This is a genomic window from Vibrio kasasachensis (genome assembly GCF_050337565.1).
Lineage (GTDB): Bacteria > Pseudomonadota > Gammaproteobacteria > Enterobacterales > Vibrionaceae > Vibrio > Vibrio kasasachensis.
Window position 1 is genome coordinate 14,275 of sequence record NZ_JAKJTB010000017.1, and the last position, 19,226, is coordinate 33,500.

The following is a 19,226-nucleotide window of genomic DNA, read 5'->3' on the forward strand; positions in this document are numbered from 1 at the left end:
TGCACTTTGAAGTCACTTGGATATATTGAGAGAAATAAAAGAGAAAGCCAGAGAACTATGCTCTGGCTTCTGCGTTTTTAGCAAATCGCTCCCAAATGGAAGTTTTGGTTTAGTGTTTTGGTTTAGCGCCGTTACGCACTAGATCTTGACCTGTTTTGAACACTTCTTCTGTTACCCAACGACCAAGTAATAACTGGTGCTTGTCATCCAATACGGCAACGAAGTGACGACCATCGGCATTGTGGGTAGCCAGTGCAACCCCCGCGACATTTTGCAAGCCTAGCATGCCGCTTTCAATCGCCATTAGGAATGCTTCAAGTTCTTCTAGTGATTCAATAACTCTATCGTCTTTAATCATTTTTTTGTCTCTTGTGTGACTTCTTTTTGTATGAAGTGCCATCGTCAGTTATGGGCGCTACTTTAGCTATCCTTGTCTTGAAAATCCATACTAAAACGAATTACTCATCGCTCAGCCGTTGATCTTTTCGCTTAACATTAAAATTAGATTAATAATTGTCACGTCGCTCTCAAATCATTTGTTGCTTGATGTTAGTACATTATATGTTCTGGCATTGTCTTGTTCACTGATTGTTATACCCGTCATACACCTGCACCTTCAAGTTTCTTGGATATATATGGGTTTATGGTCATCAATGGGAGAATCTATGAGCAAGGAAATGAAATCTAGTTATAAAACCAAAATAGTAAAAATAATATTTGTGATGCTATTTATTATTTTACCTGTGTTTTTAACTGCATATTATCTTGTGTTTCCACCTAAGCCTGACACGTATAATTTTAACTGGACACAAATATCGAAACAAGATGATTGGCTTGTTAGTTCGCCAGAAATGGTAGGGTTGTCGCCGACTAAACTTATAAATCTTCATTCACATGTTGAATTAAATCGAAATAAAAAAGTTCACTCATTGTTACTTGTTAGGCAAGGAAAGCTGGTCTTTGAGCAGTACTATTCGGTTCGAGCTGAAAACGATAGAACACCGTTACCTAATTATTACCCGCCAGCACCTGACACTTACCATCAAATGCGTTCGATTACTAAAACGATAGTGTCGACCTTGATTGGACAAATGCTCTATCAGAATCAGCTTCCGAATGTCGATACGCCGCTCTATCCATTTTTTGAAGATACTGGATCTGTTGTTTCGAAAGATAAGAGAGCAATTACCATTCAGCATGCACTAAATTTTAACAGCGGAATCAATTGGAACGAATGGGGAGTAACGCCTAGTGACGCAATGAATATGTGGATATCAAAGGATCCGTACCGCTATGTTTTGTCAAAAGGTGTCGCTTATCCACCAGGAGAAAAGCATGTATACCAGGGGGGGATGAGCGTGCTGATGGGAGGAGTCATTGAGAAAGTGTCAGGCATAAATTTAAGAGAATATGCTGATCTCAATCTGTTTCAACCATTGGGTATTACCCATTTCGATTGGTTTGCTCACGAGGTTACAGGGGAGTATCTAGGATCCTCTGGTTTATATCTACGCTCGCGAGATTTGGCTAAGTTAGGACAGTTGTATCTTAATCAAGGGGTGTGGGATGGCCATAGATTGTTTGCAGAGAGTTGGGCTGAGGATAGCTTAAAACCAAGTGGGAAATTCTGGCAAAGTCGCACGATTAAATATGGAAATAATTGGTGGTTTCCGCGAATCATTGTGGATGATAAGGATATTATTATAGCTGGAATGCGTGGTGCTGGTGGTCAGGAAATGTTTATTTTACCTGAATATGATTTGGTGTTCGTAATGACGTCTGGAGCGTATGTTACACAAGATGAAGATTACCCTTTTGAGTTGTTAGTAAATTATATTCTACCATCGCTTGGTATTGATAATGCTAAATATATCGCCGTTGAGTAGTTGATTTTATATTTTGCTATTTTTGTAACATCAAAAATGATATTAGCAATTTTAATAATTTGAATTGAAATAATAAGGAAAGACAATGGCGAGTATTACAAGGAGAAATGTATTAAAAACAGGTGTAGCCGTTGGGTGTGCCGGGGTTGGCTTAACTGTTGGATATGACTTTCTCAAAGATCCGCTAGTGAAGTTGGATGAGGAACTAAATCGAGCAATACAAGATCTACCCGCTGCTAGTATCAGTGCCGCCATAATTAAGAATAATCAACTCTATTGGCATAAGAACTATGGGTATGAAGACCTTGATTCACGAAGGAAAATGGCAGAAAACAGCGCTTGGCAAACCATAGGTTCCATATCTAAATTGGTAGTTTGGACTGCGCTTATGCAGGTGATAGAGCGTGGTCTTGTTGATCTACATCGTGATATAAGTGACTACCTTGGCTTTAAACTGCGTTCTCCCTATTATCCGCAAACACCAATTACTGCTTACCATTTAATGACACATAGCTCTTCACTATCATCAAGAAAATTGATGTCGAAGCCTTATCCGATGGCCGATTCGTTTTGTCAAAACCAAGATCAAACGCTTGCCCAATGGGTCGCTCAAAATCTGAACCCGTCGAGTGAATCCTTTTCAGACGTGCTGGTCTTTGATGAATACCAAGCCGGCGATTTTTCAAATGTGAGTCAAGATCCACTTGGTGTTGTTTCTGGCTATTCCAACTTAAATGCGGTGGTGGGAGCTTATATTGTTGAACGGGTAACAGGTCAGGAGTTTAACGTCTATTGTGAAGATGCGATTTTTGAACCTTGTTCGATGAGGCAAACCTCTTGGAATAAGGAGAAGCCGTTGCACTGGATTACTCATTATGAAGCGGAGTACAGCCCTAGAGCACCAATAATGCAGCTTTATACTAAGGCAATGATTGATCAAGGCTATACGGGGGAATCCGTTTCGTTAATGCCAGATGGAAGAAAATTTTTAAACTTTGTCCATTGTGATTATTATTCTCCAGTTTATCCGATGGGGTTGCTAGGCTCGAGTATGCAATCTTTGGTGCCACTATTTCTCGCCTTTTTGAATCAAGGTAAGGTCAACGACTTTGCTCTATTACAGCCAGAGACGGTGACTCAGATATTAACCACACAACGGCGTGATAAAACATTGGGTACCCAGCTTGGTTTGGGCTGGTTTAGAAAGCAAGATGCTCACAGTAATGTTCAGTGGGGGCATGATGGTGGCGGACCGGGCGTGGTATCTTCTGCCTACGTCAACCCGGTCAATGGAAGTGGGGTGCTTCTATTTATCAATAACTTTCATGTGAATTATGCATTGCGTGAAAAATTATTAAAGGCAATGAATAAAATTGCTAACTCAGCCTGAGGGAAATGATTCCCTAGGCTAGTGACATTATACCCGTCATACTTGAAGTTGCAGCGGTGTTGGCTGTGTTCGTGCGCCCCAATCACATAGTTGACCTATGCTCAGGGGGCTTTCTTACTTGCCGCCTACCTGCACCTTCAAGTTTCTTGGGTATAGGTGTTGTTTTGGCGCTAAGCGCTTCTAAATTTACGAGGGATCAGCTTTTTACCAAACACATTAATCAGAGCGCCTGTGACAATAAAACCACCGCCGAGGTATGTCCAAACAGAAGGTGCTTCGTTAAATATCCATACGCCAAGTAACGTTGAGAATACAATCTGTACATATGAGTAGGCAGAGGCTTTGCCTGCTTCTTGTGTTTGCATCGCTTTGGTCAAACCGTATTGGCCTATTTGGGTAAAAATCCCAACTAGAACCAAAACAAACGTGATGGCCAAGCTTGGCCATACAAATTCATTCCACATCAGCGTGGTAGAGATAGGCAGGGCTACGAGAGGGAAATAGAAGATGATCACTGAGCTATCTTCCGTTTGACTTAGCTTCCTTACAATCACGTATGCAATGGAGCTACCGAATGCACCTAGCAAAGCGATCAACACGCTATGCAGCGGTAGGGCATGCTCAGTCATTGAGTTTGCCATGTTTGGCTGCACCATCAATCCCAAACCAAATAGACACAGTGTAATACAAATCATGGTTGCACCTTGTACTCTCTCTTTGAGAAAGAGTACACCGAGCAAAGCGGTAAAAACAGGATGCACATATTGGAGGATGGTTGCTTCAGCCAAGGGCAAAGTGGTGACTGCATAATAAACACACATCAGCGCCATTGTGCCTACCGCACCTCTCAAAAGTAGCAGCTTTCGATTGTTACCCCAGATGGAAATACCTTTCCGTTTGACGTCTAAAAAGCTGATAATAAGAGAAACCAAAGCGCGTGCGGCGACAATTTCAAATACAGGTATACCATTAACACTAACGTATTTGACACAAGCAGACATAAGCGCGAAACCAAGCGCAGATAGCAGCATAAACCGAACCCCAACTGGGATTGCGGCATTAATTTTTGTAAACATGATGAGTCACGTTGGATTTTGAAGTCGCCATAATACGTTAACTGCCAGTTGAGAGATAGACCGACTCACTAAGCAAACAGAGTGTGTTTGTTTATTGTTTTTTACGCCTGTAAATGAAAACCTTACACTCTTGGCTACGTTACCTTCATAAGAAATAGCCTAAAAACGCTTGGATAAGGGGTCACTCAATGTACCGTGGTGTTTGATTCTACGGGAATAAAGACAGTATCACTTTCAATCAATGCCGGTGACATATCAGCCAATATAATATTGATTGTTCCTTGGCTAATGCTCTGGTTGAACGCTAGGCTTTCATGTTTAGCTAAAATACCCAGTGAATGAAATAGTGCCGCGTTTTCTGGTAAATCTTCAGGAATAAAATCATGCTCAGTCATATCGATGGCTTGCAGAACAAATGCGATAAATTCTTGGCATGGAAAAGAGTAGCTGGTGGATTTATCACTCACCGCATGATGTAACCAAACAGTAACGGTTTTACTTGGGTCGTAGCGCAGCAATTTGTCGCTGTTTGGGTTGTAAAATAACCATACCGAGTTATTTAAGTCTTCAAACGTTATCAGCTGTTGTTCAATCGCCAACGCCAGCAATAATTGATACGCTTTGTCTTTGCTGTCATCGGTATTTTTGGCTAAGTACCCTTCGATAATTGCAATTGGCTCAATACCCACTTTTTGATAGGTGCGAATTCTTTGCACCATGATTTTCAGATCTTCAACAGTTGTACTTAATGGGCAAAGAACCAAGTGCCCTTCAACATTCAAATAAATGTCCATTACTGCTCGTCTTGTGTTTGGGTTGTTTCTGTTTTGCCAAAGGCTACCCATTTTAGGCGTCCATTGCTTTCGAAGTTATTCGCTTCCTCACAACGTAAAAGATAGCCACCCACTTCGAGCAAGGCACCGAGGGAGAAGGCTTTGTCTTGGTAATAGCAAACACGGTGGTTGATATTTTCCGCATCGACGACGATGGCGGCTCGGTTTGGAGTCGAATAACTTTTTTCGCTGGCAAAACCGACTAAGGAGAAAAAACTCAACCACAGTATCAAAACAGCCTTCATATCAATCTCCATATTTTCGTTGATAACGAGGTAGCATACTGGCGTTACCAAGCAATCCACCTTGATGTACATAAATCAGCTGTTTGTGCTGATTCTGCGCATACCAATCAAGAATGCAGCGCCACATCATTGGGTCGTAAAGTAACTCAAACTCTACTCCGGTATCTTGGCTAAGCTGCTGCCATAGCCGATAGTCTTGTTGGTAAAGTTTGCCAAAATGGTGCTTATTTTCTAACTCGAGTACGATGGGGTGATCACTTTCACCAAGTTGTTCAAATTGTGCTTTTAAGTATTCTGTTCCGCCAACGCAGGCACAGGTCAACACTTCGATACCATGTGGGGAAAGCGCTTTGTGGAGAAAGAGTGCAGTCGTGCCAGTACCTGAAGGTAGTGCGACAGTAAATTGCTTATCGGCTTGAGAGTGAATCCATTGCAGGATCTCTTTGGCAAGCAGCGTGACGCCATATTCAGCTAAATCACATCGACCGCCTTCCGGCACGACAAGGCACTCTCCGCGAGGTTGGCGAATCTGTTCAATGTAGTTCAAAGGGTGTTGGTTGCTGTCATTAACAGCAATGATTTGTGCGCCGAGTTCCAGTGCAGCCTGATAGTTGCCAATGGGCTGTTGTTGCAACCAGTTAGGAATTCGGTCGACATAAAACTCTAATTGCCAACCCTTGAGACTCGCAAGTGCTGCCATTGAGTAAAGTGAGTTAGCTTGCGCGCTACCATAACCAATGAGTGTTGTTATCTCAGGGTAGTCGTTGTCTAAAAGCGCCATAAATTTACGTGCTTTGTTACCCGAAAACTGAGGGTGGAGTTGGTCATCCCGTTTGAGGTAAAACGGGATGTTGGCAAATTGGTGTTGAGTGATAGGGGTATTGGCAAGTTTCATTATCGTAAAGCCAGAGAGAACAGCCTCTATCATACCTCAGTAAAGTAAGGGTTTACTAAGCTTTGGTCAAAATTCTATGCTTGCAATACAACCGCGCTCTTGGTGATTGACTAAGCTAAATTTCCATTGGTAACGTTGGCATAAATCATCGACGATCAATAGACCTAGCCCATGACCGTTCGAATCGGGTTTGCTGGCTAACCCCGGTCCATCATCAATGATAGAGATCATTGTGTTGCTGACATTGATCGTGACTTCTCCTTGCGCGGTTGCCGCAATGGCATTGCGGATCAGATTACCGATGATCATATGCATCACCGGAGGCGTAGCTCGAATTGTGGGCGTGGATGAGATAATCAGTTGAATAGTTATCTCTTTATCACTGGCTTGGGTCGAGTTATCAGCCACAATAGTTTCAAATTCCGAGTTTGATACAGTGCGTATTGGCGCGTCGTCAATATTGCGCTCATAACGAACCAAGCTTAGTAATGCATCAACCATAGTAATCATTTGGTTAGTTGCACCATCAATACGTTTAATTTGGCGTTGGCTAAAGGTATTTAGTTCGGTGCGTGTAAGTAGTTTACTGGCACCTTTAACTACCGTCAGAGGGGTCCGCAATTCATGGCTAGCGTAACGCGCAAATGCTTGTTCTCGTTTCAAGGCTAAATTGAGTTCGGTTCGATATTGATTTAGCCGTTCAATGAGTATTTGAAATTCATCTGCCGCCTCGGGGGGAATCGTAAATGCATGGTCACTATTGCCAGTATGATTCTCTAATTGTTCAGCGATGCCATTAAGAGGCTCTATTAACTGAATAGACAATCTATATAGTAGGGTACCGAAGACGCACATTAATATTGAGATAATAGCAACGACAATTAGGCTGGAATAAACGATTTCATCAAACCCAAACTCGACATTATCAATACGAGAGAGCAGGATAATAGTATGATTTTTCCCCTTGTGTGTATAAGACCCTTTGTACACCATACGAGAGATAGTTCCGTTGTCTAACTCAACTTCGCCCAAATACGTTTCATAACCTTTAAGATAATTTATGTATTCAATGGGGATCAGAGCGTCATCATTGTAGGCATCGGTTAACACATCAATTTTTATTTTCCCCTTTCCACCCGCGATGTATTTTTCAATGGCTATATCTCGGTCAAGCAATACTCGCCTTTCACCCATACGGTCCTCTGACCAATGAACAGCTAGAGAGAATACGCTGAAAGTAATTATCCCTATCACCATCGAGATACCGATAAAGAACAGCGCCAAGCTATTGGTTAATGATTTGGTACTGTGCAGAATACGGATCATTCGGGGATCTCTAAGCGAAAACCAATTTTAGGCACGGTGACCAGCATAGCTGCCTCAAATGGTTTATCAAGCTGAGTACGAAGTTGGTATATATGGCTGCGTAAAACATCGTTGTTTGGTTCGGATTCGTCCCACAGCTGTACGGAAATTTCTTGGCGTGTGACCAATTCAGGGGCTCTTTTACAGAGGATTTCGAGGATGGTGTAAGTGGTTGGGTTCAAAGCCAGTAGCTTTTGTTCTCGGTAAGCTTTGCGTGTTTTTTGATCGATAACAATAGGACCAACGATTATTTTGGTGGCGGCTATTGTTCCTCTATAGCGCTTAATTAATGCGTTCATTCGAGCCTCAAGGATATCGAGATCAAACGGCTTGGTGAGATAGTCATCCGCTCCGTGGTTAAAGCCTGCCAGCATATCGTCACGATTATCAAGCGCAGTGAGCATCAACACTGGAGTTGTGTTCCCGGCGTCTCGTAGCTCGTTACATACAGTAAGCCCATTCATTCTAGGTAGCATTAAGTCGAGAATAATAAGATCAAAATTGCCTTCTAGTGCCAGCTGTAACCCTAGTTCGCCGTTATCAGCATAGTCCAATTCCATGTTTAGGCATTCAAAGTAGTCAAACAGAATACCAGCGACTTCACGGTTATCTTCAACTAACAATATTTTCTTCATAATCGCTACCAGCGAGACCTCAGTTCATTGAGTGTATGCAGTCATTTTTTAAGTTTTGTTTTGACTATATAGAAGCAAAAACAATGTGAAAAAAACGTCAATGACATTCTTTTCACGCCTTACTGCATAGAGTAATCACAAAGCGCTGCAAAGTATTGAGCTTTGCATCATTAAAATACAGCTTAAACGAATATGGCGGCTTTATGGATTTAATCTCTATCACTCAAAAACGATTTGAATCTGCGATTACTTTGTCAGTTATTGTACCGTACTTTAACGAAGTTGAAGTATTACCCGCATTACACTCACGTTTGTCTGCAGTGTTGGATTCGATCCCCGATCACTGCGAAATTATCTATGTGGATGATGGCAGCAGCGATGGTAGCCAGCAGGTGGTTGAAAATTTCCAATCTAGCAGCAGTATTGTTCGTAGTCTCTCCCTTAGTCGAAATTTTGGTAAAGAATCGGCAATGAGCGCCGGGCTTGAGTATAGCTACGGAGAAGCGGTAATACTGATTGATGCCGATTTACAAGATCCGCCCGAGTTGATCCCTCAAATGCTGGCAAAATGGCGTGAAGGCTATGATGTCGTCAATATGCAGAGAAAAGAACGTCATGGTGAAACATGGTTCAAGCGTCAGTCAGCGGCATTATTCTATCGATTACTAAACTCTTTAGTGAAATCGTCGATTCCCGAAAATGTCGGTGATTTTCGCTTGTTGAGCCGTCGAGTTGTTGATCATATCAATGCTATGCCTGAACGTAATCGTTATATGAAAGGGATATTTTCTTGGCCGGGCTTCAAACAAGACACGATGCAATTTGATCGAGACGCTCGTTTTTGCGGCGAAACCAAGTGGAACTACTTTAAATTATTTGGCTTGGCCGTGGACGGCATTACTTCTTTTTCGATCAGCCCATTGAGGTTAGCTACTTTCCTTGGAATTTTTATTGCCGGAGGGGCATTTCTTTACGGAATGTTTATCACTGCGCAAACAATGCTGTGGGGAAATCCTGTTACTGGTTATCCATCGATGATGGTAGTGCAACTTGCTCTGGGTGGTATTCAGCTTTTATGTATTGGTGTGCTCGGAGAGTACATTGGAAGAATCTTTATTGAATCAAAACAACGACCTTTGTTCTTGGTTCAATCAGTTAAAGAAAAGCCGGCCGTCATGATTTTTGAAAAAATGGAGAAACGCGCGTGAGTATTAACCGCATGCACTTATGGGGAATATTGGGCGCTGCGCTGTTTATTCGGTTGATTTCGCTTGGTGCTTATCCATTGATGGATACGACAGAAGCACGATACGGCGAGATGGCTCGCTTGATGGTTGAAACAGGAAATTGGCTAACCCCTCAGTTTGACTATGGGGTGCCATTTTGGGGTAAACCGCCACTTTTCACTTGGATGAGCGCAGTTGGTATTGAGGTGTTTGGTATCAACGAATTTGCGGTGCGTATGCCACATTGGTTAGCCGCGATCGTTGTTGTGATCTTAATGGCTTACCTTGCTCGCAAGCTAGGGTTTAGCGGCTTAGTGACAGCGGTCGTACTGGCAACTTGTGGGGTATTTACTATTTCGGCAGGCGCCGTAATGACGGACATGGCGTTAACCTTGGGGGTAACGCTTGCCATGGTCAGTTTTTATCGCTGTTGGCAAGGTAGTAAAATTTGGGGCTATGCGGGATTCGTTGGTCTTGCAATAGGATTATTAGCCAAAGGACCTTTGGTGATTGTCATTATGGGAATTGCGGTGGTGCCATGGTTAGTGATACAGCATGGCATTAAAGGGGCATTTATCACTTTATGGCAGCGTTTTCCTTTGCTTTCTGGGCTTGCAGTGATGTTAGCGATTGCTTTGCCTTGGTACATATTAGCGGAACAAGCTACGCCAGGATTCATAGATTATTTCATTGTCGGTGAGCACTTTAAACGCTTTTTAGTGAGTGGTTGGCAAGGTGATCTTTATGGCAGTGCTCACGATGAACCAAGAGGTATGATTTGGGTATTTTGGCTCTACTCTGCGGCGCCGTGGTCGATTGTGCTACCTATACTTGCGTGGAAGAAGCGACATGTAATACAAAACGAATCGGTGAAAAAGTCAGGCATTGTCAGCTTCTTGGTTTGTTGGATGGTGTCTCCGCTATTGTTGTTCACCCTATCGGGCAATATTTTACCTGCTTATGTCTTGCCGGGTGTACCAGCCATTAGCCTTTTGATTGCCATTCTGATTAGCGATATAGAACACGATCCTAAGTGGTTCAAAGCGAGTGCCGCGGTTGTGCCTATTCTGCTCGTGATTGCCTTGTTTATTATTCATTTTGAGGTAGGTAATAAGAAGAGTGACAAAGTCATCTTTGAACAAGCGGACAACACATTACCCACTTATTATGTAGGTAGCAGACCGTTTTCTGGGCAATTTTATAGTCAAGGAAAAGCGAAAAAATTAGATTTGGAAAGTGATACGCTGACCGTGCCTCGTTTTCAACTGATTGGCAAAAAGCACGATGTGGCAACATTGGTAGAAGAGCGGGCGCTTAACTGTGTGGTGGAATATACAGCGAAAAGTGAACGTAGCTTGTATCGTTGTAGTCCCTCAAAATGAGAGAGTTGTCAGTGACCCTTGTTTGGGATTCAAAACTGATGAAGTTTGCCTTAGTGGGCAGTGTTGGCTTCATCGCCGACGCGGTAATGTTTACAGTGTGTTTTAAATTATGGTTGCTACCCTTGCTTTCGGCGAGGGTGGTGGCCTTTTTTGTTGCAGCCACCGTTACTTGGTTAGGTAATCGTTGGTTTACATTTAAGACGCATCAGGGAAGTCAAAGTGATGTATGTGTTGCTTCTAACCTAAAGCAGTGGCTAAGGTTTATGGTAAGTGCATGTGTTTCAGCGTTACCTAACTTCCTCGTATTCAAAGTCATCTTGGTTGCGTTTGGATCACAAGGATTTATCCCTTATATCGCATTAATATTGGGGGTGTTGGTTGGTATGGTGAGTAACTATTTGTTGAGTAGCCGATGGGTTTTTGAGCGTCAGTAGAGACGTAAATAAAAAAAGCCCAGAGCAATTGTGCTCTGGGCCGATACAAAATAATTTAGGAGTTAATTAAGAAAAAAGCAGCGTAAATAAATAGACTCTCAGTAAGAAAAAGTTTGACGGCCTGTAAAACGATCAATGCCTTGTTATCTACACTAATTCAGACCGAGCGATTCCCATTCAGTTCCATAAAATTTAAATTTTTTTCACCCTCACATCTATTCCGATATTTTTCATGTGGTTACGATTTAATAATTTAACCTGGCCTAACCAGTACTGCAAAGTGTGATGTTAATCGGTTGTTAATTGTTGGTGCTAGTTGTATATTTCAAACAAGTGTTTAATACAGGTGATTGAAATGACCGCCAAGCTCAAGACCAAAGATAAGATACTTGATGTCGCTGAAGCGCTCTTTGCGGAGCATGGCTTCAACGACACCTCGCTTCGTACTATTACGAGTAAAGCAGGGGTAAACCTAGCTTCGGTCAATTATCATTTTGGTGATAAAAAAACTTTAGTAAGAGCGGTACTCAACCGTTATCTAGAGGCTTTCATGCCAGCGGTATCCGATGCATTGATTACGCTTAATCTCAACTCTAACATTTCAATGAATCAGGTTTTTGAAGCGTTAAGAGGACCTCTCATGGCGCTAAACCATGTTCGTCCGAATGGCACGAGTCGCTTTATGCTGCTAATCGGTCGTGGTTATACCGATGTACAAGGACATTTGCGTTGGTTTATCTGCACCCGCTATCAAGACACGTTGGCACTGTTTGTTGAATCGGTATTGCAAGCAAAACCAACTCTTTCCAAGCAAGAACTATTTTGGCGTTTGCATTTTACCTTAGGCACATGCGTATTCACTATGGCTTCTAGCCAAGCGTTGGCGGAAATTGCGCACAATGATTACGGTCAGAAAGTGGATGCTCAATCTGTTTTGGATCAATTGATCCCATACCTTGCTGCTGGGGTTTCAGCAGAGTAACAGTTTAACAATAAAAATAAGTCACCGCAGAGGTGAAATCGTGAACAAAAGGAACTGGTTATGAGCTCTCTACGAAGAAAATGGATCAGTGATCCAGCATTCAAAATGTTCAAAAAAGTACTTCCTCCGCTATCGGATACAGAAAGAGAGGCGATGGAGGCGGGTAGCGTTTGGTGGGATGGTGAGTTGTTTTCAGGCAAGCCAAATTTTGCAACGCTGCATCATTATCCAAAACCGACGTTAACGGCTGAAGAGCAATCCTTCATGGATAATGAACTTGAGACTTTGCTGGAGATGCTTGATGATCAAACCATTAACAAACAGGATCGTGATCTACCAGAAGAAGTTTGGCAGTTTTTGCGTAAAGAGCGCTTTTTCTCGCTAATTATTTCTAAGCAGTTTGGTGGGCGAGAGTTTTCTGCTTTAGCCAACTCTACCATCGTCTCTCGTATTGCAACACGGAGCATTAGTACTGCAGTCACTGTGATGGTACCGAACTCATTGGGGCCGGGTGAATTGATCTCTCACTATGGTACACAAGAGCAAAAAGACTACTGGTTACCTCGTTTAGCTGATGGTACTGACATTCCCTGTTTTGCTTTAACAGGACCAGAAGCGGGCTCTGACGCTGGCGGTATTCCCGATGAAGGTGTGGTGTGTATGGGGGAACACCAAGGTGAACAGGTACTCGGTATCCGACTTTCTTGGAATAAGCGATACATTACACTCGCACCGGTTGCTACTGTCTTGGGCTTGGCGTTTAAACTGAAAGACCCAGATGCTTTATTGGGCGATAAAGAAGACATTGGCATTACATGTGCCCTTATTCCAGCAGATCATCAAGGGGTTGAGTTAGGTGACCGCCATGATCCGTTAGGCTTAGCATTCATGAACGGTCCGACACGCGGTAATGATGTGTTTATTCCGATGGACTGGTTGATTGGTGGTGAAGAATACGCGGGTAAAGGTTGGTGTATGCTGGTGGAATGTTTGTCGGCAGGGCGTGGTATTTCCTTACCTGCATTAGGCTCGGCTATTGGTCATCTTACAGCGCGTACTACGGGTGCTTACGCTTATGTTCGTAAACAGTTTGGTATGTCGATAGGTAAGTTTGAAGGTGTGGCAGAAGCGCTCGGACGGATAGGTGGGTTAACTTATCTATTGGAAGCAACACGCACTTTAACTACCACCTCACTTGACCTTAAAGAGAAACCCGGCATCGTCACAGCGATTGCTAAGTACCATATGACTGAAATGGCCCGTACTATATTAAACGATTCGATGGATATCCATGCCGGACGTGCTATTCAAGATGGCCCAATGAATTATCTAGCCAAACATTATCTCGGTATTCCGGTTGCCATCACGGTGGAGGGAGCAAACATTCTGACCCGTAACCTGATGATATTTGGTCAAGGTGCTACTCGTTGCCATCCATATGTGTTGAAAGAGATGGAAGCGGCAGCAAACCCAGATCAGACTCAAGCAGCGGAAGATTTTGATAAATTGTTGTTCAAGCATGTTGGGCATGCGAGTAAAAATAGTTTAGGAGCATTTGGCGCTGCATTAACTGGGTCTCGCTTAATTAAAGCCAACATGAGTGGAGCCACTCAACATTATTACCAAGATCTAACTCGTATGAGCCGAGCACTGGCAGTTAGTGCGGACTTTGCCATGTTGACATTGGGTGGTGACTTGAAGCGAAAAGAGATGATTTCGGCCAGATTAGGCGATGTGTTAGCGTATTTATACATGGCATCTGCGGGATTGAAAAAGTACGAGGATGATGGTCGTCAGCAGCAAGATCTAGATTACGTGCACTATGCAGTACAACACTGCTTATATCATGCTGCTCAATCTCTACAACAAGCCTTTACAAATTACCCATATAAAGGAGTGGGGCGTTTGTTGAAAGTGGTGATTTTCCCACTAGGGAATCGCTTTCAAAAACCAAGTGATGACTTGACGGTAAAATTAGCTGAAAGCTTGATGACACCAGGATCGCACCGTGATCGTTTAACGCATTTGTGTTATATCGGCAAGCGCGCTGATGATAGTGTCGGTTTGATGGAGAATGCGTTTATCGCAATGTATGGTGTACAAAGTATAGAGCGAAAACTGTATCGGGCAGCGAAAGAAGGTAAAGTTGCTCGCAAAGGGCTTCTTGCTGATAGGTTAGCTGAAGCTAAGGAAGCTGGCGTGCTAAATGAGCAAGAAATTGAGCAAGTGCTTGCCGCTGACAAGTTGCGCTATCAAGCGATTCAGGTGGACAATTTTAGCCATGACTTTAGTGAAGTTAGGACCGGTGAAGTGGTACGTAAACCCAAACTAAACAGTGTAGCTTAGCGGTTTTTAGCCAATGTTTTGAATTATCAATTTATACCGTTGGCTATCCCACTTGATTTGAAAGGCACCTTTGATGGTGCCTTTTTCGTATTTATGCCTATTTTTTGCTTGAAACAGCTCCAACCACTTGCATTTCTGGGGCTATTTTTAAGAAACTTAATGAGATTTGCCGTTGAAACTTTTATCCTAGCGAAGATTTTTAAAGGAAGTTGAATATGATCATCAAACCTAGAATTCGTGGATTTATCTGTACCACAACACACCCTGTGGGTTGTGAAGCTAACGTAAAAGAACAAATTGCCTACACCAAAGCGCAAGGTCCAATCAAAAATGCACCTAAGCGTGTACTTGTTATTGGTTCTTCAAGTGGCTACGGTTTGTCTTCTCGTGTTGCAGCTGCATTTGGCGGTGGCGCATCAACCATTGGTGTGTTCTTCGAAAAAGAAGGCACTGAGAAGAGAACGGGTACTGCAGGTTTCTACAATGCCGCAGCTTTTGACAAGCTAGCCGGTGAAGCTGGTCTGTATGCAAAAAGCCTAAATGGCGATGCTTTCTCTAATGAAGCTAAACAAAAAGCCATTGATCTTATTAAGCAAGATCTTGGTCAAATCGATATGGTCGTTTACTCATTGGCTTCGCCAGTACGTAAAATGCCAGAAAGTGGTGAGTTAATTCGCTCAGCTCTAAAACCTATCGGTCAGACTTACACTGCGACTGCTGTTGATACCAATAAAGATATCATCATCGAAGCAAGTGTTGAGCCTGCTACCGAGCAAGAAATTCAAGACACTATCACTGTAATGGGTGGTGAAGACTGGGAATTGTGGGTCAATGCGCTAGCAGACGCTGGAGTTTTGGCTGACGGTTGTAAAACGGTCGCGTACAGCTACATCGGTACTGAGCTAACTTGGCCTATTTACTGGGATGGTGCGCTAGGTAAAGCGAAGATGGACCTAGACCGTGCAGCGACAGTACTTGATGAGATGCTAGGCGCGAAAGGTGGCTCTGCGAATGTTGCGGTATTGAAATCTGTTGTGACGCAAGCAAGTTCAGCTATTCCGGTAATGCCACTGTACATTGCAATGGTATTTAAGAAAATGCGCCAAGAAGGTGTACATGAAGGTTGTATGGAGCAGATCTTCCGTATGTTTAGTCAGCGTCTTTACCAAGATGATGGCAGTGCACCTGAAGTGGATGATCAAAACCGTCTACGTTTAGATGACTTGGAGCTACGTGAAGACATTCAGCAACATTGTCGTAATCTCTGGCCGCAAGTGACCAGTGAGAACTTGAAAGAGTTAACCGATTACGTTGAGTACAAAGAAGAGTTCTTGAAGTTATTCGGTTTTGGTGTTGAAGGTGTTGATTATGAAGCAGAAGTGAACCCTGCTGTCGAAGCTGGTTTCATCAACATCTAATTCGTTGATACATTTATAAAAAAAAGACCGGAGTATTTGCTCCGGTCTTTTTTATTATTGGGCGTTATACGCCGTATTCAGTTTCAACATTGTCCCAAGAAACGTCGCTAAGAACCGAGACAGTGTCACTACCGTTTGCAAAGGTGTAGCTGTAAATTTCGCCCGTTGCACCGAACTGACTTAGTTGATCGGCAACGGTAGGGTCGAGATCATTCAAAGAGAGAGTTTTACTATCTGCTACATGGTAGTCATTGTTAGTTAAAGCAAACTCTTCAATACCAAGGGCAAGGAATGCATCAGATGATCCGCCGTCTAATGTCTGAATGGAATTTCCGACTACATCTAAATCCAGCAGCAATGAGTCGTGCATTGAACTACCTACAGCCATCTCAACATTTTGCAGTTTAGATGAACTGGTTAATTCAAAATCAACACCATGCTTGGCATTTTCGATGGATAGATTAAATGAACTATCGAAGCTTGCATCTGCCGCTACCACAACATCAAAGCCATTCCCGCCATCAACAAAGTCGTTGCCATTGTCAAGAATGACATCATTGCCTTCGCCACCATCGACGACATCAAGCCATTTACCACCTGCGAGTAGATCATCACCCGTTCCGCCGACTAATAGGTCATCCATTTGGTAAGTTTCTACAGCATTTACAAAATAATCACTTGAATCAAGAGCGCCGAAACTCGTCTTGTCGAAGGTGCCAGGGGCTGCAGACAACTGAATTTCATTAAAGCTGGCGTTATCTGTGTCAATCGGTGAGATAGAGAATTGACCGCTGTGTTCACCGTTACCATTATCTAATATTTTGATGTTATCGCTATCGGGATCAATGCCATAGGTTGCCATTGTTTGCGGATCAATATCTCCAGCACTGAAATAACCTCGCGCCACTTCAACACCGTGGTCGAACACTGTCCAGATACCGACTTCATTGGCACCATTAAATGCTTCGTCGGCAAATAGGCGATTGACAGAAACATCAGCAGCTACCGTGTCTTGGTCAACAAAAAGACAGAGTGTTTCTGATTGATCTCCAACATCGCCGGATTCCTTGCTTTCAATGAAACTGTAACCAATTTGAGCAGACTGCCCACTTTCTTGGTTGCCCGCTATACCAACGCCACGATCAGTGTCGGTTAGATCGGTCATTGAGCCATCAGGGTTGAGTGCAACCGCTTCGGTTACGGTTTCTTTAGTACTGGTTGCTAAATCAGTCGCTTGAGCAAAGTCGCCAAGTAAAATGTCATTGCCGCTACCACCAATTAATACATCTTGACCATATCCGCCTTGTAGGCGGTCATTACCTTCACCACCATCTAACCAGTCGTTGCCTTCATTACGACCAACGAGTGAATCACTGTCGATTACGGTGATTTCTTTGATGAAGTAATCGCTTGAATCCCAGCGTTCTTGCCCAGTTCGATCAAATATTCCGTCAGCGGCTTCAAAGACTATTTGATCGAAACTCTGACCGTTGGTGTCTTCTGGAGTGATGTCGAAGTATCCGTCATCAATAGAACCATTTTCGTTATGCAGAACTTTGATGTTGTCGGTTAGTTCAATACCGTGTGTTTCACGAGTGTTTTGATCAATATCTTTTGCGGTGAAATAACCAGTAGCGATAACTGTGCCTGCACTTAATACCGTCCACATACCGACTTCATTGCTACCGTTAAAAGCTTCATCTGCGTAAAGCTTGTCAATGGTTACACGCGCAGCACTTTGCTGTTCAGGTAAATCATAAGAGAGTGATTCCGATTCGCCTTTCTTGGTTGTTTCATAATAGGTATAACCTAATTGATCAGCTTTGCCGGATTCTTGGTTGCCTTCTACACCGATGCTACCGTCCGCGGTGCTGATTTCCCCTGATTTTATTGAAGGGTTATAAGCGCGCGCCGCACTCAAATCAAGCGAGCTTCCATCTTCAAATGCATATCGGTCATCGCCGAAAAGGATATCATCACCGATACCACCTAATAGCACGTCGTTATCGTTACCGCCGAAGAGGGTATCGTCATTGCTCGTACCGTCAGCTTCTAGTGTAAGATACTCTACTTCGCCAACCAAAAAGTCACTTGAATCCAGTCGGTCACGTCCTTTATCGAAGTGACCAATAGCAGCAGAGAATTGAATCTCATCAAATGCGACAAAGCCTACATCGTCTGGTTCAATGACAAATTCACCGTTTGAACGACCATTGCCTTCTTGCAGAACTTTTAGATTATCTTTTGCAGGATCCAATCCATAAGCGTCTAGAGTGGCTTGGTCGAATTCTTCAACGGTAAAGTAACCGTGTTCGACAACGATGCCATCACGCAATACCGTCCATACGCCTACTTCATTGATCTCTTTGACATATGAGCCTTCGGCTTTACCTTCATCTTTAAACAGTCGACCAATAGAAACTTTCGCCGCGTAGCTGTTCTCTTCTAAAGAAACAGAAAAAACTTCAGATGCTCCAGCTCGATCGCCTTTGCTTCCGTCATCGTCAAAACTGTAACCAATCTGACCACCTCGACCACTTTCTTCATTACCTAGCACGCCATACGCGCCATGTTTTTCATACAAGGCTGCTTCTGTACCATCAGGGTTATACACTTTGGCTAAACTAAGATCTGCTGCTGTCGCATCGCTAAAATCGATAATCGCTTGACCAGCATGATCGTAAGTGACGTGACGTCCGAAATCGTCGCCGATTAAGACATCATTGCCACTGTTACCAAAAACGACATCATCACCTTCACCGGCATTGACAATGTCATTGCCTTCACCGGCATGAACTTCAAATTCTTCGGAATTAAGTAGTATTAGATCATTGCCGTCGCCACTGTTAACAACATTATCTACCGCATCATGCTGTGAAATAGGGTTGTAGCTTTTTCCATAGAGCTCGACAGATGGTGCGCCAGTTTCTACTGGTTCTCTATCTATTAAGTCGACTCGGTTTTCAATTTGTTCAGTTTTTACGTGCTTAGACGTCATGAAGGTTTCCTCTATCAATCTGATGATTAATGTGAGGCAGCTCAGCCATCTCAATATTTTGAGATCTGCAGCTTTCCGTCCTTACCTCGCGATAAGTTTGGCTTTTTCACTCTGT

At 43.2% G+C, this 19,226-nt stretch carries 16 protein-coding genes and 1 riboswitch; of the genes, 8 read left to right on the forward strand and 8 right to left on the reverse strand.

Annotated features, from left to right (window positions below; all coding sequences use genetic code 11):
* Positions 1-109: 109 nt before the first annotated feature.
* Positions 110-358 carry a hypothetical protein gene (locus tag L4C38_RS14330; RefSeq protein ID WP_428798240.1) on the reverse strand — a complete coding sequence of 83 codons (249 nt, stop codon included), beginning with the start codon at positions 356-358 and terminating at the stop codon, positions 110-112.
* A 307-nt stretch (positions 359-665) separates the two neighbouring features.
* Between L4C38_RS14330 and L4C38_RS14335 the strand changes: the two genes are divergently transcribed.
* On the forward strand, positions 666-1,886 hold the full coding sequence (locus L4C38_RS14335; RefSeq protein ID WP_428798241.1) for a serine hydrolase domain-containing protein: 1,221 nt from the start codon (positions 666-668) through the stop codon (positions 1,884-1,886).
* Positions 1,887-1,971: 85 nt separating this feature from the next.
* A complete protein-coding gene (locus tag L4C38_RS14340; RefSeq protein ID WP_428798242.1) occupies positions 1,972-3,276 on the forward strand; it encodes a serine hydrolase domain-containing protein in 1,305 nt (434 codons plus the stop codon).
* Between the two features lie 170 nt (positions 3,277-3,446).
* On the opposite strand, the gene L4C38_RS14345 is transcribed toward L4C38_RS14340, so the two are convergent.
* The 6 genes from L4C38_RS14345 to L4C38_RS14370 form a co-directional block, all read right to left on the reverse strand.
* A complete protein-coding gene (locus tag L4C38_RS14345) occupies positions 3,447-4,352 on the reverse strand; it encodes a DMT family transporter (RefSeq protein WP_428798243.1) in 906 nt (301 codons plus the stop codon).
* A gap of 185 nt (positions 4,353-4,537) precedes the next feature.
* Positions 4,538-5,146 (reverse strand): hypothetical protein, encoded by a 609-nt coding sequence (locus tag L4C38_RS14350; RefSeq protein WP_428798244.1) that lies wholly within the window; start codon positions 5,144-5,146, stop codon positions 4,538-4,540.
* On the reverse strand, positions 5,146-5,430 hold the full coding sequence (locus tag L4C38_RS14355) for a DUF1496 domain-containing protein (RefSeq protein WP_428798245.1): 285 nt from the start codon (positions 5,428-5,430) through the stop codon (positions 5,146-5,148). The genes L4C38_RS14350 and L4C38_RS14355 overlap by 1 nt, the downstream gene beginning before the upstream one ends.
* A gap of 1 nt (position 5,431) precedes the next feature.
* Positions 5,432-6,325: a 1-aminocyclopropane-1-carboxylate deaminase/D-cysteine desulfhydrase gene (locus L4C38_RS14360; RefSeq protein WP_428798246.1), complete on the reverse strand. Its 894-nt coding sequence runs from the start codon at positions 6,323-6,325 to the stop codon at positions 5,432-5,434.
* Between the two features lie 66 nt (positions 6,326-6,391).
* Complete coding sequence (locus tag L4C38_RS14365; RefSeq protein ID WP_428798247.1) at positions 6,392-7,651, reverse strand: sensor histidine kinase; 1,260 nt, start codon at positions 7,649-7,651, stop codon at positions 6,392-6,394.
* Positions 7,648-8,325, reverse strand: a complete 678-nt coding sequence (locus tag L4C38_RS14370) for a response regulator transcription factor (protein ID WP_428798248.1) — start codon at positions 8,323-8,325, stop codon at positions 7,648-7,650. The genes L4C38_RS14365 and L4C38_RS14370 overlap by 4 nt, the downstream gene beginning before the upstream one ends.
* Before the next feature lie 203 nt (positions 8,326-8,528).
* On the opposite strand from L4C38_RS14370, the gene L4C38_RS14375 reads away from it, so the two are divergent.
* From L4C38_RS14375 to fabV, 6 genes are all read left to right on the forward strand, one after another.
* Complete coding sequence (locus L4C38_RS14375) at positions 8,529-9,533, forward strand: glycosyltransferase family 2 protein (protein WP_428798249.1); 1,005 nt, start codon at positions 8,529-8,531, stop codon at positions 9,531-9,533.
* Positions 9,530-10,933, forward strand: a complete 1,404-nt coding sequence (locus tag L4C38_RS14380; protein ID WP_428798250.1) for an ArnT family glycosyltransferase — start codon at positions 9,530-9,532, stop codon at positions 10,931-10,933. The genes L4C38_RS14375 and L4C38_RS14380 overlap by 4 nt, the downstream gene beginning before the upstream one ends.
* 38 nt (positions 10,934-10,971) lie before the next feature.
* Positions 10,972-11,367 (forward strand): GtrA family protein, encoded by a 396-nt coding sequence (locus L4C38_RS14385; RefSeq protein ID WP_428798251.1) that lies wholly within the window; start codon positions 10,972-10,974, stop codon positions 11,365-11,367.
* A 355-nt stretch (positions 11,368-11,722) separates the two neighbouring features.
* The gene (psrA, locus tag L4C38_RS14390) at positions 11,723-12,349 is read left to right on the forward strand and encodes a TetR family transcriptional repressor PsrA (RefSeq protein WP_428798252.1); all 627 of its coding nucleotides are present in this window, start codon (positions 11,723-11,725) and stop codon (positions 12,347-12,349) included.
* Between the two features lie 60 nt (positions 12,350-12,409).
* On the forward strand, positions 12,410-14,695 hold the full coding sequence (locus tag L4C38_RS14395; RefSeq protein ID WP_428798253.1) for an acyl-CoA dehydrogenase: 2,286 nt from the start codon (positions 12,410-12,412) through the stop codon (positions 14,693-14,695).
* A gap of 215 nt (positions 14,696-14,910) precedes the next feature.
* A complete protein-coding gene (fabV, locus tag L4C38_RS14400; RefSeq protein WP_428798254.1) occupies positions 14,911-16,113 on the forward strand; it encodes an enoyl-ACP reductase FabV in 1,203 nt (400 codons plus the stop codon).
* Between the two features lie 64 nt (positions 16,114-16,177).
* Here the strand turns inward: fabV and L4C38_RS14405 are convergent, their stop codons facing one another.
* Complete coding sequence (locus L4C38_RS14405; protein WP_428798255.1) at positions 16,178-19,111, reverse strand: calcium-binding protein; 2,934 nt, start codon at positions 19,109-19,111, stop codon at positions 16,178-16,180.
* 32 nt (positions 19,112-19,143) lie between these two features.
* Positions 19,144-19,223, reverse strand: a riboswitch (cyclic di-GMP riboswitch).
* Positions 19,224-19,226 lie beyond the last annotated feature (3 nt).